Source organism: endosymbiont of unidentified scaly snail isolate Monju (assembly GCF_000801295.1).
Classification (GTDB): Bacteria; Pseudomonadota; Gammaproteobacteria; order Chromatiales; family Chromatiaceae; genus MONJU.
This window is the reverse complement of record NZ_AP012978.1, coordinates 1,749,588-1,772,134: the sequence shown is the minus strand read 5'-3', so window position 1 is coordinate 1,772,134 and position 22,547 is coordinate 1,749,588. Positions and strand designations below refer to the sequence as shown.

Annotated in this window: 23 protein-coding genes and 1 pseudogene; 17 read left to right on the top strand and 7 right to left on the bottom strand. The window is 66.4% G+C overall.

Translation table 11 applies throughout. The features are described 5' to 3' along the window. Positions 1-235: 235 nt before the first annotated feature. From EBS_RS08500 to EBS_RS08490, 3 genes are read right to left on the bottom strand one after another with little or no spacing between them, the layout of a single operon-like run. Complete coding sequence (locus tag EBS_RS08500) at positions 236-1,699, bottom strand: M48 family metalloprotease (protein ID WP_043108246.1); 1,464 nt, start codon at positions 1,697-1,699, stop codon at positions 236-238. A gap of 26 nt (positions 1,700-1,725) precedes the next feature. Then, on the bottom strand, positions 1,726-3,081 hold the full coding sequence (locus EBS_RS08495) for a vWA domain-containing protein (protein WP_070104731.1): 1,356 nt from the start codon (positions 3,079-3,081) through the stop codon (positions 1,726-1,728). 4 nt (positions 3,082-3,085) lie between these two features. Next, on the bottom strand, positions 3,086-4,129 hold the full coding sequence (locus EBS_RS08490) for an AAA family ATPase (RefSeq protein WP_043108245.1): 1,044 nt from the start codon (positions 4,127-4,129) through the stop codon (positions 3,086-3,088). Between the two features lie 333 nt (positions 4,130-4,462). Between EBS_RS08490 and EBS_RS08485 the strand changes: the two genes are divergently transcribed. Both EBS_RS08485 and EBS_RS13010 read left to right on the top strand, forming a co-directional pair. Next, positions 4,463-4,660, top strand: a complete 198-nt coding sequence (locus EBS_RS08485; protein ID WP_043108244.1) for an Alvin_2107 family globule sulfur oxidation protein — start codon at positions 4,463-4,465, stop codon at positions 4,658-4,660. 335 nt (positions 4,661-4,995) lie between these two features. Next, positions 4,996-5,433 (top strand): CZB domain-containing protein, encoded by a 438-nt coding sequence (locus tag EBS_RS13010; protein ID WP_052199433.1) that lies wholly within the window; start codon positions 4,996-4,998, stop codon positions 5,431-5,433. Between the two features lie 24 nt (positions 5,434-5,457). On the opposite strand, the gene EBS_RS08475 is transcribed toward EBS_RS13010, so the two are convergent. Next, the gene (locus tag EBS_RS08475; protein WP_043108243.1) at positions 5,458-6,018 is read right to left on the bottom strand and encodes a hypothetical protein; all 561 of its coding nucleotides are present in this window, start codon (positions 6,016-6,018) and stop codon (positions 5,458-5,460) included. A gap of 76 nt (positions 6,019-6,094) precedes the next feature. Between EBS_RS08475 and EBS_RS08470 the strand changes: the two genes are divergently transcribed. Beyond that, a complete protein-coding gene (locus EBS_RS08470) occupies positions 6,095-7,147 on the top strand; it encodes an Sfum_1244 family protein (RefSeq protein WP_043108242.1) in 1,053 nt (350 codons plus the stop codon). Positions 7,148-7,159: 12 nt separating this feature from the next. On the opposite strand, the gene EBS_RS08465 is transcribed toward EBS_RS08470, so the two are convergent. Beyond that, positions 7,160-7,804, bottom strand: coding sequence for a class II aldolase/adducin family protein (locus EBS_RS08465; protein ID WP_043108241.1), 645 nt, complete (start codon positions 7,802-7,804; stop codon positions 7,160-7,162). 191 nt (positions 7,805-7,995) lie between these two features. On the opposite strand from EBS_RS08465, the gene EBS_RS08460 reads away from it, so the two are divergent. From EBS_RS08460 to EBS_RS08425, 8 genes are read left to right on the top strand one after another with little or no spacing between them, the layout of a single operon-like run. Further along, positions 7,996-9,183 carry a YjgN family protein gene (locus EBS_RS08460; RefSeq protein WP_043108240.1) on the top strand — a complete coding sequence of 396 codons (1,188 nt, stop codon included), beginning with the start codon at positions 7,996-7,998 and terminating at the stop codon, positions 9,181-9,183. A gap of 10 nt (positions 9,184-9,193) precedes the next feature. After that, positions 9,194-10,249: a M48 family metallopeptidase gene (locus EBS_RS08455; RefSeq protein WP_171816220.1), complete on the top strand. Its 1,056-nt coding sequence runs from the start codon at positions 9,194-9,196 to the stop codon at positions 10,247-10,249. 52 nt (positions 10,250-10,301) lie between these two features. After that, positions 10,302-11,450: a bifunctional 3,4-dihydroxy-2-butanone-4-phosphate synthase/GTP cyclohydrolase II gene (gene ribBA, locus EBS_RS08450; RefSeq protein ID WP_043108239.1), complete on the top strand. Its 1,149-nt coding sequence runs from the start codon at positions 10,302-10,304 to the stop codon at positions 11,448-11,450. Continuing rightward, positions 11,447-11,914 carry a 6,7-dimethyl-8-ribityllumazine synthase gene (gene ribH / locus EBS_RS08445; RefSeq protein ID WP_043108236.1) on the top strand — a complete coding sequence of 156 codons (468 nt, stop codon included), beginning with the start codon at positions 11,447-11,449 and terminating at the stop codon, positions 11,912-11,914. The genes ribBA and ribH overlap by 4 nt, the downstream gene beginning before the upstream one ends. Before the next feature lie 7 nt (positions 11,915-11,921). Then, positions 11,922-12,356, top strand: coding sequence for a transcription antitermination factor NusB (gene nusB, locus EBS_RS08440; protein WP_043108234.1), 435 nt, complete (start codon positions 11,922-11,924; stop codon positions 12,354-12,356). A 4-nt stretch (positions 12,357-12,360) separates the two neighbouring features. Continuing rightward, positions 12,361-13,326 (top strand): thiamine-phosphate kinase, encoded by a 966-nt coding sequence (thiL, locus tag EBS_RS08435; RefSeq protein WP_043108233.1) that lies wholly within the window; start codon positions 12,361-12,363, stop codon positions 13,324-13,326. Then, the gene (locus tag EBS_RS08430) at positions 13,307-13,801 is read left to right on the top strand and encodes a phosphatidylglycerophosphatase A family protein (protein ID WP_052199431.1); all 495 of its coding nucleotides are present in this window, start codon (positions 13,307-13,309) and stop codon (positions 13,799-13,801) included. The genes thiL and EBS_RS08430 overlap by 20 nt, the downstream gene beginning before the upstream one ends. A gap of 16 nt (positions 13,802-13,817) precedes the next feature. Continuing rightward, a complete protein-coding gene (locus tag EBS_RS08425) occupies positions 13,818-14,453 on the top strand; it encodes a retropepsin-like aspartic protease family protein (RefSeq protein WP_043109536.1) in 636 nt (211 codons plus the stop codon). 9 nt (positions 14,454-14,462) lie between these two features. Here the strand turns inward: EBS_RS08425 and folE2 are convergent, their stop codons facing one another. Further along, complete coding sequence (gene folE2 / locus EBS_RS08420) at positions 14,463-15,290, bottom strand: GTP cyclohydrolase FolE2 (RefSeq protein WP_043108230.1); 828 nt, start codon at positions 15,288-15,290, stop codon at positions 14,463-14,465. A gap of 196 nt (positions 15,291-15,486) precedes the next feature. Next, a complete protein-coding gene (locus tag EBS_RS08415; protein ID WP_052199429.1) occupies positions 15,487-17,397 on the bottom strand; it encodes a M1 family metallopeptidase in 1,911 nt (636 codons plus the stop codon). On the opposite strand from EBS_RS08415, the gene EBS_RS08410 reads away from it, so the two are divergent. From EBS_RS08410 to rnhB, 6 genes and pseudogenes are all read left to right on the top strand, one after another. Beyond that, complete coding sequence (locus EBS_RS08410; RefSeq protein ID WP_043109535.1) at positions 17,387-18,553, top strand: ChaN family lipoprotein; 1,167 nt, start codon at positions 17,387-17,389, stop codon at positions 18,551-18,553. The genes EBS_RS08415 and EBS_RS08410 overlap by 11 nt on opposite strands. Before the next feature lie 217 nt (positions 18,554-18,770). Then, on the top strand, positions 18,771-19,376 hold the full coding sequence (locus tag EBS_RS08405; RefSeq protein ID WP_043108228.1) for a CDP-alcohol phosphatidyltransferase family protein: 606 nt from the start codon (positions 18,771-18,773) through the stop codon (positions 19,374-19,376). Next, positions 19,376-20,205 (top strand): annotated as a pseudogene (locus EBS_RS08400) (phosphatidate cytidylyltransferase). Before EBS_RS08405 ends, EBS_RS08400 begins: the two are co-directional and overlap by 1 nt. A gap of 13 nt (positions 20,206-20,218) precedes the next feature. Further along, on the top strand, positions 20,219-20,878 hold the full coding sequence (locus tag EBS_RS08395) for a lysophospholipid acyltransferase family protein (protein WP_043108226.1): 660 nt from the start codon (positions 20,219-20,221) through the stop codon (positions 20,876-20,878). Between the two features lie 120 nt (positions 20,879-20,998). After that, positions 20,999-21,883, top strand: coding sequence for a formylglycine-generating enzyme family protein (locus EBS_RS08390; protein ID WP_052199635.1), 885 nt, complete (start codon positions 20,999-21,001; stop codon positions 21,881-21,883). After that, complete coding sequence (gene rnhB, locus EBS_RS08385; RefSeq protein ID WP_043108225.1) at positions 21,880-22,476, top strand: ribonuclease HII; 597 nt, start codon at positions 21,880-21,882, stop codon at positions 22,474-22,476. The genes EBS_RS08390 and rnhB overlap by 4 nt, the downstream gene beginning before the upstream one ends. Positions 22,477-22,547: the final 71 nt, after the last annotated feature.

Below are 22,547 nucleotides of genomic sequence, written 5' to 3'. Positions count from 1 at the left end.
AATGAACGGTTCAATTGTTTTGGCGGTTGTGAATCGGTTTGCCTTCGATGCGGACGCGTTTCGCTGATCACCATGTTGTTGTCGGTCTTGTTGCTTTACCCGTACGGGTAGCGCTCAAGCATAATGATTTGGTGTTCCGACGCAAGCCTTGGTTCCGCAGTCCGGTATATCAGCAACATCTGATACTTTTGGGTGTGCCTTGTGGACCCGATGCATAGACGCAGGGCTATCGGGTTTATTCCCGTTTTTTGCGCGCAGCCAGTTCCTCGCGCAGTTCGCGCAGGCGGGCGTCGATGCGGCTGCTGTCGTAGAAACTGATGCCGGGGGTCTTCAGCGCCAGTTCGAGTTGCAGGATGGCTTCTTCCAGTTTGCCATTGAGGTAGTGGTATTCCGCCTGGTGTCGGTGGGCGGCGACGGCGTTCCCTGCCTCGCCGCTGGCGCGCGCCAGCAGGGCATGGATGCGGGGCTCGTCGGTGGCCATGCCGAGGTGATCGCGCAGCTGGTCCACTGCTTCGCGGTAGTGTCCGAGTGCGGTCGCCAGTTCGGCATGCGAGAGCACGAGGGCGCGACTGGTGGGATGCGCGAGCAGAGCCTGGCGTAGACGCCGCAGGGCTGCCTCGGCCTTTCCCTGCCGCTGCTCCACCTCGGCCTTGGCGACAATGAACTCGATGGTGTCTGGCGAAGCCTGCAACAGGCGCGCAAGGAGGGTGTCGGCTTCCGCGATGCGACCGCCTTGCAGCAGGCTCAGTGCACGCTCGTATTCGGTGGCCAGGCGGTTGCGGTAGCGTCCGTCTTCCAGCTGGCGGGCGAGGCGCGCCGCATGTGCCAGCGGGTGCTCGATATTGCGCAGGGCGATGCGTGCGCGGGTCAGTTCGAAGTGCAGGCTGTCACGTACCTGGCGTGCCGGATAGCGGGCGGCGCGGCCCAGGGCGTCGGCGGTACGGCTGGTCGTCACCGGGTGGGTCATGAGGAACTCGGGCAGCTTGGTGGCATACACCCGGTTGGCCCTGCCCATGCGCGAGAAGAAGGCCGGCATGGCGTTGGGGTCGAAGCGGGTGTCCGCCAGGATGTCGATGCCGATGCGATCGGCCTCCTGTTCGTTGGCGCGGGTGAAGTTGATCTGTTCCTGGATCAGCCCGGCCTGGCCCATGGTGGCCGCGGCCAGGCCGGCGTCACCCCCGGCTGCAACGCCGATGGCGATGGCCGCGAGCAGGACGGCGGCGTTGGGCAGGGTCATGTTGCTGGCGGTCTCCCAGGCGCGCAGCAGGTGCTGCTGGGTGACGTGCGCGATCTCGTGGGCCAGAACCGCGGCCAGTTCGCTCTCGGTCTGGGTGGTCGAGATCAGACCGGTGTAGACGCCGATGTAGCCGCCAGGGCCGGCGAAGGCATTGATCTCGCGGTTGTCGATAACAAAGAAATGAAAGGGTGTGCCGGCTGCATCACTGTGTTCGACCAGGCGTTCGCCGAGCTGCTGGATGTAATCGCCGATCAGCGGGTCGTCGAGCACCGCCTGGTTCAGGCGCACGCTGCGCATGAAGGCCCGCCCCAGCTCTTGTTCGGCCTTGGGCGTCATCAGGCCGCCAGCACTGTTGCCCAGGTCGGGCAGGCGGGTGTCCAGCGCCCGGGCGGAAGGGAGGGGGGCGAGTGCCAGGCTGGCGGTGAGCAGTGCGGAGAGCAGCGTGTTGCGGGTGCGGGCCATGTCGTGTTTGCGGCCCGGAGGCCGTTTCAGTTGAGCTGGATGCGTTGTCCCCAGGGGGTCTTTTCCTTTCCCTTGACCAGCCAGATTATCGGATAGTTCGGCGCCTGCTCGGGAAAATGGCCCTCGGCATCGGTGAAGTACACCAGAAGTTCAGGCTGGATGCCGTTGGCCTCGATCCATTCGAACACGGGACGGAAGTCGGTGCCACCCCCGCCGGCCAGGCTTTCGGGCAGGTTGAAGTCTTCCCAGGGTTCGATGATCCAGGGGGCGCCGGGAGCGAGCTGTGAGTCACAGGGCAGCAGGGTGACGCGCGCACGCATCTGTCCCTTGAGCGCGGCGATCTCGGAGAGGAATTCCTCGATCTCGCTGGCCTTGATCGAGCCGCTGGTGTCGATGGCCACGGCGATGTCGATCTGCGAACTCTTGAGCGAGGGCAGGATGGCGTCGCCCTCGCGCCGCGAGGGACGCATGTAACTGAAGTCGTCGCGCGCCATGGCCGTCATGTAGCGTGCCAGCAGCATGCGCCAGGGCAGTTGCGGCTGCAACAGGTGTTCGATCAGGCGCGCCAGGGTGCCGCCGAGCTTGCCTGCCTGCTTGGCTTGCTGGGCGGCGCCGGCCAGGCGCTGCTGCCATTGGACCTCGAGGGTGGCGCGCTCCTCCGGGGAGAGCGGGTCGGGCGCGGGGTCGCCTTCGCCGGGTTGCGTGTCGTCGGTCTCGCCCTCCTGTTCGCCGTTGCGGCCCTCGTTCTGGAGCGGCTGGCCGCCTTCGCCTTCCCGGTCGTCGGACTGCTCGTCGAGCGGGCGCTCGCCACCGGGGTCGCCGTCCGGCTCGCCGGTGCCGTCCTCGGGGCGATGTCCCTGCTGCTGGTTGGCGTCGTGTGCCTGGCCCGATTTCTGCCCCTGCTGGCCGCCGCCGGATTCGTTGTCCTGGTCGTAGAGATGCTGGTCGAGGGTCTCGGTCTGGTCGTTCTCGTCGATCAGCGGGTAGATCTCTTCAGCGGTCATGCCCAGGTACATGGGCATGATCTGGGCGTCGGGTGGGGGCTTGAGACCGTCCTCGATCAGCAGGGGATTGATGGCGTAGTCGCAGGCCAGATCCCAGCGGTGCTTGATGCGATGCTGGCGGCGCGCGAAGTGCGACAGGGCGCAATGCAGCGCCTCGTGTGCCAGCATGAACTGGGTCTGGTCGAGCGACAGGCCGGCGATGTACTCGGGGTTGTAATAGAACTTGCGCGCGTCGGTGGCGATGGTGGGACACCATTCGGGATTTGCCGCGATCATCGGCAGGCGCAGCACCAGGGCGCCGAGAAAGGGCTTGTCGAGGATCAGCCGGGTACGTGCGGCGGCCAGCTTGGTCTCGATCCGTTCGATGTCCACGGCCATGGCGTCACTCGTAGAGCATCACGTCGGCGATGGCGTTCGCCCAGGTGGCGAATTGCGGTATCGCGAACAGCTGCTCGCCGATGGCGCGATGCAGGTCGGAGACCAGCATCACCCCCATCTCGCGCTGCGGGAAGGCGCCGGCATAGTCGAGGATGTGACCGATGATTTCGCTGGCCTCGGGCTGGTTGGCGGCACGGATGGCACGGCCCACCAGGGCAGCGGCCACGGCGTATTGCAGGTCGATCTCCTCGGGCACGGGCACGCGCTTGCCGGCGACAATGTCGTCCAGGTCGGGCATCTTGTCCAGGCTGTTGACGAAGGCGGTCAGCTCGATGCCGGCGGCCGGCCCCACGCAGGCCTGCAGGGCGCCTTGCAGCAGCTCGGGGTGGCCGCTGAACTTCTGCAGGCTGCGATGGGCGAATTCCCAGGAGCGCGGGGAGGGGAAGGCCATGGGATTGTGCGCCGGGTCGAAGTCGAACAGCAGTTCGGGGCGGAAGCGCAGGAAGGCGATCACCCGCTCGTCGATGCCGTGGGCATAGGCCCAGGCCACCCAGTCGTCGAGGTGGGGCTCGACGTCGAAGTGCGAGAAGCGGTTGGCCAGCGGCGCGGGCATGGTGTAGGTCACGCCGCGGTCGCCCTGGCGGTTGCCGGCGGCAAAGATCGCCCAGCCCCTGGGCACCTGGTATTCGCCCAGGCGGCGGTCGAGTATCAATTGGTAGGCGGCGGCCGAGACGCTGGGTGGGGCCGAGGTGATCTCGTCGAGGAACAGGATGCCGCGCTCGCCGTGACGTGCCGCATCGGGCAGGATGGCGGGCGTGGCCCATTCCACGTGCTCGCCGCTGCGGAAAGGGATGCCGCGCAGGTCCGACGGCTCCATCTGTGACAGGCGGATGTCGATCATCGGCACCTCGTGGCGCTCGGCGGTCTGGCGGATCATGTCCGACTTGCCGACCCCCGGCGGTCCCCAGAGCATGACCGGGGTGTGGTGACCTTCGAGGGTGCTGGTGAATTCGCGGTCCAGGATGGTGAGCAGTTGGGCCGGGCGCATGATGACTCCGTGTGTCCAGATCGTCGATGAGACCAGGCGGCAAGCATGGTGAGTAGGTCCTGAAAGATCAACCCCGGCGGCAACACGGGTAGCGGGAAGTCGGCCTGGTGCTTGTCCTCGGGAGATTGTCGATATTGTGGCTGTCGGTATTGCGGTGATATTGCGGCTTGTCAGGGGTGAGTAATTTAGATTATTCTAATGCCCGTTTTTGACCCGCCCACACCCAAAAACGACAGGTGGGGGGTGCTGGGCCGAGGGGCGAATGCCTTCAGGCTCGAGTTTTGTGCGCGCCGTACCGAATGGACGGCTTGGATTGTCAATCGGAGACCGGATATGAACCAGTTCTACTACGACGCTGTGACCAAGATGGAAGAAATGGGTGTGGACGAGGAGTACATCCAGGGTTGGCAGGCAGGCTTCCTGCAGAACCCCAAGCGCGAGGAACAGCGTATCACCGAAGCCTACGAGGCCGGCTATGCCGACGGCGAGGAAAAGAACACCGACAACTTCGGTAACTGGGTGAAGAACTGATCCGTTCTTCCCTTCGGGCGGCGCCTGGCGTCGCCGCTCGCGGACACGAAAAGCCCCGGCCTTAGGCCGGGGTTTTGTTTTGGCGGGGCCGTAGTTGCTGTGCCGATACCAATGAAACGGTGTGTTGTCTCCCGGCGACAACCTGTCAGGATGCTGTGCCGGCCAGCTTCCGGCATCATCCGTGTGGGCCGAGTGACCCCTGCCAACCGAGGGTCGAGCCCAACGCAAGGTAACAACGACTACCACAATATTCAGACAAGGGAGTTGAGGATCCCGAACCGGCACGGGTGAGCGGTGATCGTTGATGACCTTGTGCCGCCCAGGGAGACACAACCATGCTCAAGTCCTTGTGGAAGCGCTTCCCCGGCAAGTCGCGACAGAGCTTCGATACGGTGGAAGAGGTGGCCGAGAATGTCGGACTGCATCTGCGCGAGGTGCTGGCCGCGCACAGTGCCTGGAAGCGGCGACTGGCGCGCCTGTTCAAGGAGGGTGATCGTGGAAGGATCGATCTGATTACCGTTGCCGACGATCGTATTTGCGAACTGGGCCGCTGGTTGCACGGGCCGGGCAGGGACGCGTTCGGCAAGCTCGAGGAATACCACGAGGCTGTCGAGGCTCACGCGGCGTTTCACAAGACGGCAGCCGAGGTGGTGGTCGAGTTCAAGTCGGGCAACCGCAAGAAGGCAGCGGAACTGCTGCGAACCCGTTTTCGCGATGCCTCCAACTGCAACCAGATGGCGCTGGTCATGCTGTTCATGGCGGCGCGCAAGTAATCATCGTAACGTCATGCCCCGGAGTCAGTCGAACAGGTTGTCGATGGCGCGGCTGATCTCGCGGTCCACGTTCGGGCCGTCCTTGTCCATGACCTGATCGATCACCCAGCGGTTGGCCTGGGTCTCGCCCATGATCTGCTGGATCTCATAGCCCAGGTGACGCATGAAGGGATAGGACGGACCGTCCTCGGTGTAGTTGAACTCGGCGTATTCCATGCCGCGTTCGTTGAGCTTGTCGATGAAGGGCGTGACGTAGTCTCCGGGCCCGAACAGGTCCACCGAGTTGTCCTGCAAGTGCCCGGCGAGGTGACGGGCCACCGCGATCACCAGCTGGCGCCGTTCCTCCTCGTTGAGTCCCAGCCGCTGGTGCGCAATGCGGTCGATGATCTGCAACTGGAAGATCAGATACTCGACGATCACCGCCATGCGCTGTTCGTCGGTCTCGTAGATGAAATCCTCGCCGTGCAGGTTGATGGCCTTCTCCTTGGCGATCCGCCAGCTAATGAAGGCCAGGGCGCCGGCAATCTCCTCGAGAGAGCGTTCGCCCTCGTCATTGTGCCAGCGGCTCTTGATGCGCAGTGCCATGGATACCTCTCGATGTGCTTGGCAGGGAGTCAATAACTGAGTATTTTACTCGGAAACCTGCCACGGAGCATCCACCATGTCGTCGGAGATCCTGGAGCTGGCCGAACAGGTCCAGCTCAATTGTCACATCAGCGACGCGCGCCACGGTACCGACTACGGGCTGTGCACCTACCTGATGAAGATGCGCGAGTACTATCGCTGGGAGCAGGGACTGCCCTATGGCGAAACCCTCGACAAGGATGCGGTGGGTGACTGGCTGAGTGAACGCGAGGCGCTGTGGGACGGCCTGGCCGACGAGGAATACCATCCTCTGGCGCTTGGTGAACACTGGCTCGATCCCTTCGATGTGGCCGGTATCAACCAGCGCATCAGCGACCTGGGCTACCTGTACAGTGCTGACCTGGCGCAGTCGGGTCGTGCCCAGTTCTTTCTCACCCGCCTGCTGGCCCACGAGCGGGGAGCAGACGGCTTCGACCTGTGGGTCGGCGGAGAAGAATTGGCGCGTGGCCTGCATGTGCCCCCGGCCCTGCTGCTGGGTCGTGACATTTACCTGCGCCGCAATGCCCTCAAGCAGCTGCTCTGGGAAAAGTACGATTCCTGGCAGTGGGGCCGGCCCGACAATGCCATGGGCCGGGCCCTGGCCTGTTATCCCTTCGAGACCGACATCGATGCGGCGCTCGAGCACATGACCGAACGTGAGATGGCGGTGGTTCGCGATCACGAGATCGGTGAATATCGCGCCGGGCAACTGTTGGGCGGGGGCTGGGAAGCGCTGTTGCTGCGAGTACTCGGCACACCGGCCGAGCTCATGCTGCGCGCGGTGCGCGACAACCTGGCCGATTGCCTGCAGACCCTGCCGCACCTGCTCGATGACCCAGGCGACGGCGCTTCGCTGCATGCCTGGGTCGGCAACCTGGGCAACATGCGCAAGGACCTGTTTCCCGCGGTGCTTGTCGCCTACGAGGCCTGGTATGCCAAGGGCGATCTCCAACCCTGGCGAGATTGCGTCGAACAGGGGCAGACGCACTGGCTGAGCGTGGCGCGGGCGGCCCTGCAGGTCGATGCGGAACAGCCGCGCGGTGTCATCGCCGGGCGTATCATGGCGCTGGTGGAGGCGGCGCGTCTCTGATTCATTGCGGTGTCAGCTGGTGGCCCGGGCGCAGGCGCGCCGGTACAACGCCAGCAGCCGCAGCCCCGCCTGCTCGGCGTCGGTGCCAAAGATCACCAAGCCATCCTCGTGGCCGCCCATGGCGAAGATGCCGCCCTCCCGCGTCGCCGGCATTGCCATCAGGCGTTCCACTTCGCGCGCCATGGCTGGCGTGCCGTATTCGGCCGCGGGGTCGGTGACCGGCAGCTCCAGGCGATCGGCCTGTCGCCAGAGCAGTGGATCATGGATGTGGATCACGAAGCCGACGCCGGCGTCCAGCGTGTAGAGCTGGCCGTGTGTCATCGATTCCGACGAGGGCCGCGCCGGTCCTTGTGAGACCACCCGGTTTTCCTGGATGTCGCAGTACTTCACCCAGGCGATGTCGCCCGGTGTCAGCGCCTGCTGGCCACCGGTCTGGGTGCCGGTGATCAGGAAGCCCTCGGGGCCGCGCTGGCTGATGTTGCCGAAGGCCGCACCCTGGTAACGCTCGGGGGGGTAGCGCCCGATGCCGCCCAGTGCCTGGCAGCGGCGGAACCAGGCGAGGATCTCGCCGGGCTCTGCCCACCCCGGAAGTGGCCCGTTGGTATGCTCGAGTCGGAAGCGGATGACGCCCTCGGCGGGCGGGGTCGTTGCGTTCATGACGACATGATAGCAAGCGCGCCGTTGCTTTCTGATGGGCAGGGCGCGCATGGCCTGCCTTTCGTTCGGGTGATGTGGTGCATGGGCTGGATGGGGGTGGCGTGCGATGTTAGCCTCGCCTGCGTCGGCGGCAGCAGGGTCGCATCGGCCGCCGCCGTCTCTTCGTAAACCCGGAGTCCAAGGAGAGAGCCATGTCCGGTACCTTGCAGCCTGTCGCCATCACGCCCTTCCGTTTCACGGGACGGGGAGGGCAGTACTTCCGTATCTGGATCGTCAACCTGATCCTCACCATCCTCACCCTGGGTATCTACTCTGCCTGGGCCAAGGTGCGCACCCGGCGTTATTTCCTGGGCAATACCTGGTTCGGCGAGTCGTCCTTCGACTATCACGCCACGCCGCTGATGATCCTCAAGGGCCGGTTGATCGCGCTGGGCCTGGCGCTGATCTACGTGGTCACCTCCAACCTGTGGCCGGCCATCGGCAGCCTCATGCTGTTGCTGTTCATGCTGGTCATGCCGTGGGTGATCTGGCGTTCGCTACGTTTCAATTCGGTTATGACGTCCTACCGCAACGTGCGTTTCGGCTTCGACGGCCGGTTGAAGGAGTCCTACGTGGTGTTCCTGCTGCTGCCCATGTTGCCAGTGTTGCTGTTCCTGTTGCCGATGTTCGGAGCGGCCATGGTTGGCGGTGCGGCTGAGCACGAGATGAAGCAGGGATTCCTGCTCCTCGGACTCGGCATGCTGTTCGCCCTGCTCGCGGGACTGGCGATCACGCCCTACGCGCACAAGCGCTCGGTTGCTTATGTGCTTGGCAATCTGCGTTACGGGCAGGGGCACTTCGAGACGGATCTGAATACCCGGCGTTTCTATGGCATCTACCTGGCGTACCTGTTGTGGTTCTTGCTCATCGTGATCGTGGGTTCACTGGTCGTAGCCGGCCTGTTCGGCAATACCCTGGTGGGGATGGCAGAAGAGGTGAACCCGGGCGGCGGCGTGCCTTCCGAAATGCTGGCCGCGATGATGCTGGCATATGTGCCGATGTTGCTGCTGGGGGTCTGGACGCGCGCCTGGTTTGAGATGAAGGTGCGCAACTATGCGTTTTCGCAGATGCGACTCGACGACAAGTTGCAAATGACTTCCAGCCTGCGTATCGCCCGTCTGGTCTGGATACATGCCAGCAACCTGCTGTTGCTGGCCCTCACGCTGGGCCTGGCCTGGCCCTGGACCCGGATACGCCTGACCCGCTACAAGACCGAGACGGCCGCCGCCGAGCTGCAAGGCGATCTCGATACCTATGTCTCGCAGCAACAGGGGGCTGTCTCTGCGCTGGGCGAGGAAATGGGCGATGTCTTCGACGTCGCCCCCGAGCTTGGGTTCTGAGGCAATGGCGGTGCGCCGGCTGTCCGGCACCTGGTATCCGCCGGGCAGTGCGGCGCGGCGCCTCGCCATCCTGCACAGCGACGGCCTGTACTACCGACTGGAGGTGGAAGATGGCACCCGCCGCGACGGCGATTTCCGGCAGGTGCAGGTGAGCGACCGGGTAGGCGATATCCCGCGCCGCCTGGTGCTGCCCGATGGGTCGCTGTTCGAGACCCCGGACAATGCCGGCGTCGATGCCCTGCTGCAGCGGGGTAGCCACCGTGACGGGCGCGGCGGCATCGTGCATCGGCTGGAATCCCGGCGTTCGTGGATCGTTCTTGCCCTGCTGCTGACGCTGTCCGTGACCTTCGCTGCGGTGTGGTGGGGCGTGCCCTGGGCCAGTCGTGCCCTGGCCCAGGCGCTGCCGGCCTCGGTCAACCAGTCGCTCTCCCAGGGGGCGCTCGAACTGCTCGATCAGTGGGTGTTCGAGCCGAGCGCCCTGCCCGAGGCGAGGCGCGACGCCATTCGCCGGCGTGTTCACCAGCGGCTGCTTCCCGATGACAGCGAGGGTCTGCGATATCGGCTTCACTTCCGACAGGCGGGGGGCATGGCCAATGCGCTGGCGCTGCCCTCGGGCGACATCGTGTTGACCGATGCCCTGGTGGCGCTGGCTGGCGACCCGGCCGAGATCGACGCCGTGTTGCTGCACGAGATCGGGCACGTGGTACATCGGCATGGCCTGCAATCGGTGATTCGCAGCTCCTTTCTCGGTATCGGTCTGCTGCTGGTGGTGGGGGACGTGAACGCCATCAACAGCCTGGCGGCGGCCTTGCCCGCCTTCCTGCTCGAGGGACATCACTCGCGGCAGGCCGAGAGCGAGGCCGACGACTACGCGCTGACGCGCATGCTGCAACTGGGCGAGGATCCCGAGGCCTTTGCACGCATCCTCGAAAAACTGGAGGCAGTCGCCGGTGATGCGGCGGGTAACAAGGATCAGGTCCGCCTGCGGAGTTACCTGTCCACCCACCCGTTGACCGAGGAGCGGGTGGCCCATGCCCGTGCCCTGGCCCGGGGCGCTCGGCACTGAGCGGCCGGATTTCGGTGTACAATAGTCGGCTTCCTCAACCCGAAGTCCTGTCATGTCACTGAACACCACAGAAGAAATCATCGAAGACCTGCGGCAGGGCCGGATGGTCATCATCATGGACGACGAGGATCGCGAGAACGAGGGCGACCTGGTGATGGCTTCCGAGAAGGTCGCGCCCGAGGCGATCAACTTCATGGCGCGTTACGGGCGCGGCCTGATCTGCATGACCATGACCCCGGAGCGCTGCCGGCAGCTGCGCCTGCCGCTGATGGTCAACACCGACAACCAGCTCGAGGCGACCAACTTCACCATCTCCATCGAGGCGGCCGAGGGCGTGACCACCGGCATCTCGGCAGCCGACCGTGCGACCACGGTGCTGGCGGCGGTGGCGCCCAACGCCAGGCCCGAAGACCTGGTACAGCCGGGACACATCTTTCCGCTGATGGCCCAGCCCGGCGGGGTGCTGGTGCGCGCCGGGCACACCGAGGCAGGTTGCGACCTGGCGCGGCTGGCGGGACTGGAGCCGTCCTCGGTCATCGTCGAGATCCTCAACGAGGACGGCAGCATGGCACGCCGTCCCGACCTGGAGAAATTTGCCGCAGAGCATGGCCTGAAGATCGGTACCATCGCCGATCTCATCCAGTATCGCATCAGGCACGAGAAGACCGTCGAGCTGGTCAGCGACTGCCTGCTGCCCACCCGCCATGGCGATTTCCACCTGTATGCCTACCAGGACATCGTGGGCAACGACATTCATCTGGCGCTGGTGAAAGGCGAGATTCATCCCGACGATCCGGTGCTGGTGCTGGTGCGGGTGCATGTGCAGAACAGCCTGTGCGACCTGTTCGAGAGCACCCGCGACTGTGGCTGGCCGTTGCGCGCGGCCATGGACTACATTGCCGGCGAAGGCGCCGGCGTGATCGTGGTGCTGCGCAACTACGACACTGCGCGCGATATCGTCAACCGCATCGAGGAGTACAAGCACGGCATCAAGCCCGAGCCGCGTGCCGACGGCAAGTGCTCGAAGAACGACGAGGAGCTGCGTACCATCGGCGTGGGCGCGCAGATACTGACCGACCTGGGTGTGCGCAAGATGCGCGTGATGAGCGCGCCCAAGCACCTGCATGCCCTGGCCGGCTTCGACCTGGAAGTCACCGAATTCGTGAATACCGACGAGCACCAGGAGGCTCCCGAGACATGACTATCAAGACCATCGAGGGCGGCATGACCGTCACTGGCGCACGCTTCTGCGTGGTGGTATCCCGCTGGAACAGCTTCGTGGTGGACAGCCTGGAGGCGGGCGCCATCGACACCCTCAAGCGCCACGGGGCGCGCGACGAGGACATTACCGTGGTGCGCCTGCCGGGTGCCTTCGAGATGCCGCTGGTGCTCGAGAAGATCGCCGCTTCCGGCGATTACGACGCCATCGTGGCACTGGGCGCCGTGATTCGCGGTGGCACCCCGCACTTCGAGTACGTGGCCGGCGAATGCGTCAAGGGCATGGCCCAGGTGATGCTCAAGCACGGCGTGCCGGTGGCCTTCGGGGTGCTCACCGTGGACACCATCGAGCAGGCCATCGAGCGCGCCGGCACCAAGGCCGGCAATAAGGGTGGTGAGGCGGCTGCCAGCGCCATCGAGATGGTCAACCTGCTGCGCAAGTTGTGAGGAGCTTGTGAGCCGGCAACGCAGCAAGGCACGTTCGCTCGCGGCGCAGGCCCTCTACCAGTGGCAGATGGCCGGGCAGCCGGTGCCCGACATCGTGCAGCAGTTCCTGCTCGAGCACGCCGAAAAGCGTTTCGATCGTGACTACTTTCGCGACCTGTTCGAGGGCGTGACCGGGCAGCTCGAGACCGTGGACGCTGCGCTGGCCGAGGCGCTGGACCGTGACATCGAGCGGGTCGACCCGGTAGAGCGCGCCATCCTGCGCCTCGGTGCCTACGAACTTCTCCGGCATCCCGAGATCCCCTATCGGGTGGCCATCAACGAGACGGTCGAACTGGCCAAGACCTTTGGTTCCGAGCAGGGTCACCGCTACGTGAATGGCGTGCTCGACAAGGCGGCGCGCAGCCTGCGCGCGCTGGAGATCGGCGCCACCAGGCGCAGCTGAACGAATGCCCGGCGAGTTCGACCTGATAAGGCGATATTTCGCCCATGCCACCGAATCACGCGAGGATGTCCCCCTGGGCATTGGCGACGACTGCGCCCTGCTGAAAGTGCCGTCGGATCGCTGGCTGGCGGTAAGCTGCGACACCCTGGTGGCCGGGCGGCACTTTCTTCCCGGGGTCGACCCCGAGACACTGGGCCACAAGGCGCTGGCGGTGAATCTCTCCGACCTGGCGGCGATGGGCGCCGAGCCGGCCTGGGCCAGCCTCTGCCTGACCCTGCCCGAGGCCGACGAGGCCTGGCTGGCTGCCTTCATGCGTGGCTTCTCGGCGCTGGCCGCACGCCACGGCGTGCAGCTGGTCGGCGGTGACACCACGCGCGGGCCATTGTCGATCAGTGTCACCATCCAGGGCCTTGCCGATCCGGCACACACGCTGCGTCGCGATGCCGCACGGCCGGGTGACCTCGTCTATGTCTCGGGCACCCTGGGCGATGCCGGGCTGGCGTTGCTGGCGCAGCAGGGGCTGTATACCCGCGCCGGCAGCCTGCCGTTCCTGCGCCAGCGCCTCGACCAGCCCGAGCCGCGCGTCGAACTCGGCCTGGCCGCCGCCCCGCTGGCGCATGCCGCCATCGATCTGTCCGACGGCCTGGGGGGCGACCTGGCGCATGTGTGCACGGCCAGCGGGGTGGGGGCCATGCTGTATCTCGATCGCCTGCCGCTCTCGCCCGCGGTGCGCGACTACGTGGACGAGACCGGCGACTGGTCGCTGCCGCTCTCGGCCGGTGACGACTATGAGCTGTTGCTCACCGTGCCCGGCGAGCGCCAGGCGGCCTTCGAGGCGGCCATGCGCGAACAGGCGGTGCCGGTGACCTGGGTGGGCATGATCGAGAGCGGTGCGGGCGTGCGCGCGCAATATCCCGACGGACAGATCGACGAGGGGGTGGCGAAGGGGCATGACCACTTTGCGGGCTGACGGACTGCCGAAGCCGGACATGCGCCGGCCCTTGCATTTTCTTGCCTTCGGTTTCGGTGCGGGCTGTTCGCCGAAGGCGCCCGGCACCATGGGCACGCTGATGGCACTGGCCCTCTATCTGCCGCTGTCGCGTCTGCCGGAGTGGGCCTACCTGGGGGTGACCCTGGCTGTCGCTGCGAGCGGGGTGTTCATCTGCGGCTGGTCGGCGCGCCGGCTGGGGGTGCACGACCACCCGGGCATCGTCTGGGACGAGATCGCGGGTTACCTGGTGACCATGCTGTGGGCACCCCCGGGCCTGATCTGGGCGCTGGTCGGCTTTGTGCTGTTCCGCTTCTTCGATATTCTCAAGCCTTGGCCGATAGGCTGGCTCGATCGCCGCGTCGGTGGTGGCCTGGGCATCATGCTCGATGACCTGGCCGCCGGGCTCGCCGCCCTGGGCCTGTTGCAGCTGCTGGCGCACTGGCTGGCGCCCTGAGTTGGAGGAGACCGCGATGTCGCGAGCCCTGTTTTGCCTGTGCCTGTCCCTGCTGCTCCCTGGGGTCTCGCTGGCGGCGCAGGTGCGCGTGCTGGCGCTGTTCCCGGGCAAGGCCCTGCTCGAGGTGGGCGGTCGGCGAAAGGTGCTGGCGGCGGGACAGGAGCTGAATGGCGTGAAGCTGGTCGCTGCCGACCCGCGCGAGGCGCGGGTGATGGTCGACGGGCGGGTGGAGACCCTGCGACTGGGCAATGCGGTGAGCGACCGCTATGCCAGGCCGCAGCGCCAGGAGATCCGCCTGCTGCGGCGCGACAACGCCTTTCACCTCGACGGCCTCATCAATGGGCAGCCGGTGCGCATGCTGGTGGATACCGGCGCCAACACCATGGCGTTGAGCGAGCGCGATGCGCGCCGCCTGGGTATCCCCTATGTGCAGGAGGGGCAGCCCGCTGCGGCGCGTACTGCCTCGGGCGTGTCACATGGCTACGTTGTGCGCCTGCGTTCGGTCAAGGTCGGCAGTCGCACCTTCCACGACGTGCAGGCCATGGTGATCGAGGGCGACTATCCGCAAGAGGTCCTGCTGGGCATGAACGTGCTGCGCCACTTCGAGATGGATCACCGAGACAATCTGATGATCCTGCGCAGCCGTCCCTGAAGGCCGGGTTCAACCGGCCTTGGCCTCCTTGTCGTCTTCGATCAGCGCGTAGGCCGAGTGATTGTGAATGGACTCGAAGTTTTCCGACTCCACCACGTAGGCGCAGATGCGGTCGTCGGCGTTCAGGCGTGCGGCCACGTCGCGCACCATGTCCTCGACGAACTTGGGATTGTCATAGGCGCGCTCGGTGACGAATTTCTCGTCCGGGCGCTTGAGCAGGCCATACAGCTCGCAGGAGGCTTCCTGTTCGACCATCTCGATGATCTCTTCGATCCACACGAACTCGCAGGTGCGCACGGTCACGGTGACGTGCGAACGCTGATTGTGCGCGCCGTAGTCGGAGATCGACTTGGAACAGGGGCACAGGCTGGTCACCGGCACCACCACCTTGATGTACATCTTGGGCTTGCCGTTACGGATCTCGCCGATCAGGGTCACCTGGTAGTCGAGCAGGCTCTCCACGCCTGAGACCGGCGCCTTCTTGTTGATGAAGTAGGGGAAGGTCATCTCGATGTGGCCTTCCTCGGACTCCAGGCGCTCGGCCATCTCCACCAGCATCTGCTTGAAGGTGTCCACCGAGATCTCGCGCTCGTGGGCGTTGAGGATCTCGACGAAGCGCGACATGTGCGTGCCCTTGAAGTTGTGCGGCAGGTACACGTACATGTTGAAAGTGGCGATGGTGTGCTGCTTGCCCTCGCTGCGGTCGGCCACGCGCACCGGGTGACGAATGTCCTTGATACCCACCTTGTTGATGGCGATTTGGCGAGTGTCGAGACTGGCCTGGACGTCTTCGATGTCGGCCGCGTTGACCGGCTTGGGGGTGGAGCTTGCTGTCATGGGTGATCCGGGCGGCCGTGGCCGCACCTCGAGAAGTTGACTGAATTACTTGGGATTATACCGGCCCGCACTGAATTACTTGGGATTATACCGGCCCGCCGATACCCGGCCAAGCGGCCAATCACCGGGACGAAGCGCGGTATTATGCCGACCTCGGCTTGTGGGCGCCAGCTGCAACGGCTCGAAGGTGTCGACCTCACAACGACCGGGACAAGGGCGAATGCGGGTTGTCGGGGCTGACCTTGAGGCGATTGCGCGCGCTTCCGTGTTCGAATACCAGCACCCCGTAGCTGCCGTAGTGCGGCAGCTTGCGGGCCAGTGCCTCGATGGTTTTCGGGTCGCCGGCGCCGATGAAGCCGCGCCCGATACCCTGGGCATCGATGCTCACGCGCACCACGGCGAAGGACCGGCGGGGCCAGTAACGGCCTTCGGCTTCCAGGCCGTCCTGGTCGAGACGGTACCGGGAGTCCGACAGGTGGTGTGGGTCGAGCAGGCGATTGTCCCAGCCGAGCAGCAGCCGGTGCGCCGTGGCGGGCAGGCTGTCGGCGTCGCGGTCGTCGATCACCCGCAAGCCGGGATAGCGCTTGCGCCAGGCCTCGGCCAGGCGTCGCCAGGCGGTGTAACGCGCTGTCGGTGCGTCGGCGGGGAGCACCAGCCAGGTCGGGCCGCCGAACAGCAGGTTCAGGGCCGGTGGCTGCTCGCGCGGGTCCAGCCGGCGCAGCACATCGTAGTCGGGGTCCACCTGCAGCCGCTGCGGACGCGCGGGCAGGTGCAGGTCGAAGGGCGGATCGGCATCCTGTGCCAGGACCAGGCTCAGGCGAAAGCCGTCACCTTGGGGCTGCACCTGTGTCTCGCCGAGTTGCAGGCGGGGGGCGCCCTTGCGCGCCAGCCAGGGCCGCAAGCGTGCGAGCAGGTCGGGGCGGTCGCCCACCAGAGTGCGCAGCGCGGTCTCGAAGCCGATGCGCTCGAAGTGATGTTGTCTCCAGAGCCGGCGCAGGCCGGCCTCGAAGGCGGCATCGCCCAGCAGGCGGCGGGTCATATGGAACAGCATCAGGGACTTGCTGTAGCCCACCGACTGGGAGGCCTCGTCGTGGCGGCTGACGAAGGTGCGCAGCGGCAGGTCTCGGCCCTGTGCGGCATGGTTGCTGTAACGCTGCAATGCGCGCAGGCGGTAGCGCGCCCCCTTGCCCCGGCGCTCCTGCATCCAGTGATCGGCCAGGTAGCTGGTCAGCCCTTCGCTCCAGTTGCCCCGCTCATAGTCCACCCAGACGCCATTGCCCCACCAGTTGTGCAGCAGCTCGTGGGGCAGCGAGGTGTAGGGGATGAAGGGCAGGCGCAGGACCTGCCCGCCGATCAGGGTGAAGGCGGGCATGCCCAGGCCGGTGGGCCAGCGGTTCTCGACTACCGTGAACCGCGCGTAGGGGTAGGGACCGATCAGCGCCTGGTAATGCCGCAGGTAGTCGCTCAGCAACGCGAGATAGCGCTCGGCCAGTGCGGGATCGTCGTGCAGCAGCCAGACGGCCAGGGTGACCTCGCCCAGCTGTCGTTCATGTCGGTGGAAGGGACCGGCGACCAGGTAGAGGGCCTGCAGCGGTCGCCCGGTCTGCCAGACCACGGTGTTCCCCTGTTGTTTGCGCCGGCCCACGGCGAGCGCCTCCCAGCCCCGCGGGGTCTCGATGGCGAGCCGGGCACCCTGTACCGGATCGCCGGTCAGCGGGTACCAGGCCGAGACGTCATCCAGCCAGACGCCTTGGGGCGTGATTTCGCCAGCCGGCATGCCGCCATGACCATGCGTGGTGGGGAAGCGGGGCCGGCCGGTGTAGCGGAGAACGATGTGGCGCTCCGGTCGGTCGAAGGTCAGGCGATAGTGGGTCTGTGTCGAGGTGGTCTCCAGGCGTTCCAGATGCCCGGGGTGCGCGTCGATGCGCAGACCGCTGTTGAGCCGGAACACGAATCGGCGGCTCGGTTCGTCAAGCGTGATGCGGTCGGTTACGATCAGACGGCCCGCGTCCACCTGCAGGCGGATGGCCATGTCGTGCGCCGGGCCGGCGGCCGCGGCGGCCAGCCACGAGAGATACAACAGGAAACCGTACAGAATGCGCTTCATTCCTCTCCTGCTCCTTGCCTTGGTGCTGGCCGCCTGTGGCAGTCCCCCGGTACGCCCGACCGCGCCTCCGGCACACGCTGCTCCGCCCGAAACGGGGGATGCCCTGGTGGTCGAGACCGCATTCAGCCCCGGCCTGCCGCAGCTGCTGGCGCGCCTGCGCGACCAACGCCTGATCTATGTCGGCGAGGTCCACGATCGCAATGCCGACCACCGGCTGCAACTGGCGGTGCTGCGGGCCCTGCCGCCGGATCGGGTCGCGCTGGGTGTCGAGTGGTTCCAGGCGCGTTTCCAGTCGGCGCTGGACGACTACATCGCCGGGCGTATCGACGAGGCGGAGATGCTGCGGCGTACCGAGTACTTCACCCGCTGGCGCTTCGACTACCGGCTGTACCGACCGATCATCCGCTACGCGCGTGAGCACCATATACCGATCATTGCCCTGAATGCGAGTCGCGAGCTGACCGAAGCGATCCGTGCCCGCGGCATCGCGGGGCTGCCGCCCGGCCTGCGCGACGAGCTGCCGGAGAGCTACGATTTCAGCGACCGCGAATACGACCGCATCCTGCGCGGAGTGTTCTCGCAGCATGAGCGCAAGTCACAGGAGTTTCCGCGCTTCCGCGAGGTGCAGCTCACCTGGGACGAGAGCATGGCGCAGCGCATTGCTGCCTACCTGAAGGCCCATCCCGAACGCCAGATGGTGGTGATGGCCGGGCGTGGTCATGTCGCGGGCCGGCACGGCATCCCCAACCGGGTGAGCCGGCGCAGCGGCATCCGCGGGGTGGTGATACTGCGCCCGGTGGACGACGAGCCGCCGCGCGGCCAGGCCGATTACCTGGTGCTCAGCGAGGAACGGCCCCTGCCGCCACGTGGCCTGATCGGTGCCTTGCTCGATATTGCCGACGGCCGGGTGGTGATCAAGGGATTCACCCCGGGCAGTGCCGGGCGTGCTGCCGGCTTGCGCGAGGGGGATCGCATCGTTGCGATCAACGGCCGGGAGGTTACCGATTACACGGCGTTCAAGCTGGGTATGCTGGGGCTGGGGCCCGGAGCACGGCTGCGCCTTGTGGTGCTGCGCCAGAACGCGGACGGCGAGACGCGGCGGCACGCGGTCGAGGTGGCGCTCAAGGCACCCCGCGACGCGGGGCTGCATCGCTGACGAGGCGATCGAGTGTTCGCGGCGAGGACGCCGCTCCCACCTGCAGGAGGCCCGTCCTCGGGCCGAACATTCGCGGCAGGGACGCTGTTGCCACCTGCAGGAGGCCCGTCCTCGGGCCGAACGCATTGCTGAGGTGGGGAATAGGTCGTAGGCTGACGCTCGGGGAACTGTAGGGACCATCGAAAGCTGCATGGTCGTCCGTACGGGAGAGACTGTCATGCCCACCATCTACGACCTGAAACCCGCCTTCCAGAATCGGCTGCGGCCGGTGACGGCGCGGCTGGCCGCGGCCGGCGTGACGGCCAACCAGGTGACGCTCGCCGCGCTGGTCCTGTCGCTGGTGACCGGGGCGGCGGTGGCCTTCAGTGGTGGGGCGCGCTGGGCACTGGCGCTGGTACCCGGGGTGCTGTTCGTGCGCATGGCGCTGAATGCCATCGACGGCATGCTGGCGCGCGAGCACGACATGAAGACACCGCTCGGCGCGGTGCTCAACGAGCTGGGCGACGTGATATCGGATGCCGCCCTCTACGGTGCCTTCGCGCTGGTGCCGGGGCTGTCCGCGCCCTGGGTGATGACGGTGGTGCTGCTGGCGCTGCTCACCGAGATGACCGGGGTGGTAGCGGTGCAGATTGGCGGCTCGCGTCGTTACGACGGGCCGATGGGCAAGTCCGACCGGGCCTTCCTGTTCGGCGCCCTGGCGCTGGTCGGGGCCCTGGGCCTGCCGCTGGCCGGCTGGAGCGACTGGCTGCTCGGCGCGGTCTGCGCCCTGCTGGTGCTTACGGTATTCAACCGCGCCCGCGCGGCGCTGGCCGAGGTGGGCTGATGTTCGCGCACCTCTCGCCCAACGTGCTGTGGGTGCTCGGTGGCCTGTTCGGCCTGCTGGCGATCGCCAGCGGAGTGCAGTGGTGGCTGGCGCGGCGTCACACGCAACGCGATTTTGGCGAATTGCGTGCGCGCATCCGCTCCTGGTGGGTGATGGTGGCCGTGTTCGCGCTGGCCATCGTGGTGTCGCCAACCGTCTCGGTGGTCTTCTTCGGCATCGTCAGCTTCCTGGCGCTCAAGGAATATTTCTCGATCATCCCCACGCGGCGCGCCGACCGCCGGGTGCTGTTCTGGGCCTACCTGGCCATCCCCCTGCAGTACTACTGGGTACACATCGGCTGGTACGGGATGTTCATCATCTTCATTCCCGTTTACCTGTTCCTGTTCCTGCCGTTCCGCATGGTGCTGATCGGCGAGACGCGTGACTTCCTGCGCGCCGCCGGTACCCTGCACTGGGGGGTGATGACCCTGGTGTTCTCCATTTCGCACGCGGCCATGCTGTTGCAGCTGGGCGGCACATCGCGCCGCGCGTCTCGCCCAACAAGACCTGGGAAGGCTTCGCCGGCGGCGTGGCGAGCACGACGGTACTCGCGCTGCTGCTGGCCCCCTGGCTGACGCCTCTCTCGACCGCGCAGGCCGCGGCCGCCGGCCTGCTGATCGGCGGGGCGGGCTTCATCGGCGATGTGACCATCTCGGCGCTCAAGCGCGACATCGGGGTGAAGGACGCCGGCTCGCTGTTGCCCGGCCACGGCGGGGTGATGGACCGCATCGACAGCCTCACCTTCACCGCGCCGCTGTTCTTTCACCTGATCTACTACCTGTATTTCTAGACAGTTCCAGGCCATGTCCGACCGTTCCCTGCCCGTGCGTCTGCTGCGTCGCCTGTTCTTCGACGGGGTAGTGCGCTTCCTGGTGCTGTTCGTGCTGGGGCTGAACGTGCGCCACCGTGAACGCCTGCCGGCGCAGGGACCGGCGGTGATCGTGGCCAACCACAACTCGCATCTCGACACCCTGGTGCTGATGACGCTGTTGCCGCGCCGCCTGCTGCCGCGTATCCGGCCGGTGGCGGCGATGGACTATTTCCTGCGCAACCGGGCGCTGGCCTGGTTCGCGCGCGAGATCATCGGCATCCTGCCGCTGCGACGGAGCAGGCCACGCCGTGGCGAGAACCCCTTTGCCGACATCGATGCGGCGCTGGCGGCCGGCGAGATCCTGATCCTGTTTCCCGAGGGCACGCGCGGCGAGCCCGAGCGCTTCGCCGCGTTCAAGCAGGGCGTCGCACGCATTCACCAGGCACATCCCGAGGTGCCGGTGATCCCGGTGTTCCTGCACGGGCTGGGCAAGGCCCTGCCGCGCGGCGAGGCGCTGCTGGTGCCCTTCTTCTGCGATGTCTTCGTGGGCGAACCAATCGATGCCGGTGGCGAGCGGCGTGCGTTCATGCAGCGGCTGGAGCAGGCGATGAATGAACTGGCCGCCGAGGGTGACTTTCCACCATGGGAATGAAGATCGTCTATTTCTCGGTAATGCCGGGGTGACCCCGTGAATGGCGGGGGAAGGGCGCTTTCGCCGTGTGGGCGGGATCGGCGATAATGCGCCGCCTTGTTGATCAACCGTCGTGTCGCCATGTCGTCCCTGCAACCCGAATCGTCCGATCGTCTGTCCTTCGTCCCCGATCTCGACGAGGCTGCCCGCCAGGCCCTGCAGGCACGCACCGCCGAGGCGCTCGGCCTGCCGGTGCGCTTCCGCGATCCGCTGGACGCCGGCGAGGCGCCCGAGCTGGCGGTGATCCCCGCCGGGATGTTCGAGATGGGCTCGCCCGAGCACGAGTTCGGTCACTGGGCGGGCGAGGGGCCGCAACACTACCAGCAGATCACCCGGCCCTTCGCCATCGGCGTCTACCCGGTGACCGCCGAGGAGTTCGCGGCCTTCACCCGTGCCACCGGCTGGCGCTGGCGGCCCGATCTGATCACCAGCGAGGGCCGTCACCCGGTGATCAATATCCGCCACGGCGAGGCCGAGGCCTATTGCGCCTGGCTGAGCGAGCGCACCGGGCAGCGCTACCGCCTGCCGTCCGAGGCCGAGTGGGAATACGCCTGCCGTGCCGGCACCACCACGCCCTTCGCCTTCGGCGACTCGGTGAGCTGTCGCGAGGTGCACTTCAAGGCCAGCTTCCCTTACGAGGAAGCGCGCGACAACAAGCGTTTCTACCTGCCCAGGTGCGCGCCGGTGGCACACACCCTGCCGGTGGGCAGCTACCGGCCCAATACCTGGGGCCTGCATGACATGCACGGCAACGTCTGGGAGATGACCGAGTCGAACTGGCGCAACTCGCTGGCCAACCTGCCGCGTGTCCACCCCGCGCCGGTCGGGCGGCGCAACAAGTGGATCGTGGTGCGCGGCGGTTCCTGGTTCGATGCTGCCGTGCACGCCCGCTCCGCCGCGCGCCGCGCGCGCCTGCGCGACGAGCTGGACGTGAACCTGGGATTCCGGGTGGTGCGGGAGCTGTGAACCCTGCCGATTCCCCGAGACCTTCCCTGATCTGCGGCGTCGACGAGGTCGGCCGCGGCCCGCTCGCCGGTCCGGTGGTCGCTGCGGCGGTGATCCTCGACCCGGCGCGTCCCGTCGCCGGGCTGGACGACTCCAAGAAACTCACCGAGAAACGCCGCGAGGCGCTGTTCGAGCAGATCCGCGAGTGTGCGCTGGCCTGGTCGCTGGGTCGCGCCGAGGTCGAGGAGATCGACCGGCTCAATATCCTGCAGGCCAGCCTGCTGGCGATGCGGCGTGCCGTCGAGGGGCTGTCCCTGGCGCCGGATCATGCGCTGATCGACGGCAACCGGGTGCCCGAGGGGCTGGCGTGTCCGACCACGGCCATCGTCGGCGGTGACGGCTCGGAGCCGGCGATTGCTGCGGCCTCCATCCTGGCCAAGGTCACGCGCGACCGCGAGATGGTGGCGCTGGACGCGCGCTACCCGGGTTATGGTCTGGCCGGGCACAAGGGCTATCCCACCCGCAAACACCTCGAGGCGCTGCGCGAGCTGGGCGCAAGCCCCATCCACCGGCGCAGCTTCGGGCCGGTGCGCCGCATCCTGAACGGCAGCTGAAACCGTGGCCTGTCTGTGATCGCCTGCCTTGTATTCCGTGCGGGCTTGCCCAATCATGCAGGCAAGGACCC

Bases quoted from the DNA above. Each gene is read 5' to 3' on its own strand.
- EBS_RS08500 (WP_043108246.1), bottom strand. From the start codon at position 1,699: ATGGCCCGCACCCGCAACACGCTGCTCTCCGCACTGCTCACCGCCAGC.
- EBS_RS08495 (WP_070104731.1), bottom strand. From the start codon at position 3,081: ATGGCCGTGGACATCGAACGGATCGAGACCAAGCTGGCCGCCGCACGT.
- EBS_RS08490 (WP_043108245.1), bottom strand. From the start codon at position 4,129: ATGCGCCCGGCCCAACTGCTCACCATCCTGGACCGCGAATTCACCAGC.
- EBS_RS08485 (WP_043108244.1), top strand. From the start codon at position 4,463: ATGAACCAGTTCTACTACGACGCTGTGACCAAGATGGAAGAAATGGGT.
- EBS_RS13010 (WP_052199433.1), top strand. From the start codon at position 4,996: ATGCTCAAGTCCTTGTGGAAGCGCTTCCCCGGCAAGTCGCGACAGAGC.
- EBS_RS08475 (WP_043108243.1), bottom strand. From the start codon at position 6,018: ATGGCACTGCGCATCAAGAGCCGCTGGCACAATGACGAGGGCGAACGC.
- EBS_RS08470 (WP_043108242.1), top strand. From the start codon at position 6,095: ATGTCGTCGGAGATCCTGGAGCTGGCCGAACAGGTCCAGCTCAATTGT.
- EBS_RS08465 (WP_043108241.1), bottom strand. From the start codon at position 7,804: ATGAACGCAACGACCCCGCCCGCCGAGGGCGTCATCCGCTTCCGACTC.
- EBS_RS08460 (WP_043108240.1), top strand. From the start codon at position 7,996: ATGTCCGGTACCTTGCAGCCTGTCGCCATCACGCCCTTCCGTTTCACG.
- ribBA (WP_043108239.1), top strand. From the start codon at position 10,302: ATGTCACTGAACACCACAGAAGAAATCATCGAAGACCTGCGGCAGGGC.
- ribH (WP_043108236.1), top strand. From the start codon at position 11,447: ATGACTATCAAGACCATCGAGGGCGGCATGACCGTCACTGGCGCACGC.
- thiL (WP_043108233.1), top strand. From the start codon at position 12,361: ATGCCCGGCGAGTTCGACCTGATAAGGCGATATTTCGCCCATGCCACC.
- EBS_RS08430 (WP_052199431.1), top strand. From the start codon at position 13,307: ATGACCACTTTGCGGGCTGACGGACTGCCGAAGCCGGACATGCGCCGG.
- EBS_RS08425 (WP_043109536.1), top strand. From the start codon at position 13,818: ATGTCGCGAGCCCTGTTTTGCCTGTGCCTGTCCCTGCTGCTCCCTGGG.
- folE2 (WP_043108230.1), bottom strand. From the start codon at position 15,290: ATGACAGCAAGCTCCACCCCCAAGCCGGTCAACGCGGCCGACATCGAA.
- EBS_RS08410 (WP_043109535.1), top strand. From the start codon at position 17,387: ATGCGCTTCATTCCTCTCCTGCTCCTTGCCTTGGTGCTGGCCGCCTGT.
- EBS_RS08415 (WP_052199429.1), bottom strand. From the start codon at position 17,397: ATGAAGCGCATTCTGTACGGTTTCCTGTTGTATCTCTCGTGGCTGGCC.
- EBS_RS08405 (WP_043108228.1), top strand. From the start codon at position 18,771: ATGCCCACCATCTACGACCTGAAACCCGCCTTCCAGAATCGGCTGCGG.
- EBS_RS08395 (WP_043108226.1), top strand. From the start codon at position 20,219: ATGTCCGACCGTTCCCTGCCCGTGCGTCTGCTGCGTCGCCTGTTCTTC.
- EBS_RS08390 (WP_052199635.1), top strand. From the start codon at position 20,999: ATGTCGTCCCTGCAACCCGAATCGTCCGATCGTCTGTCCTTCGTCCCC.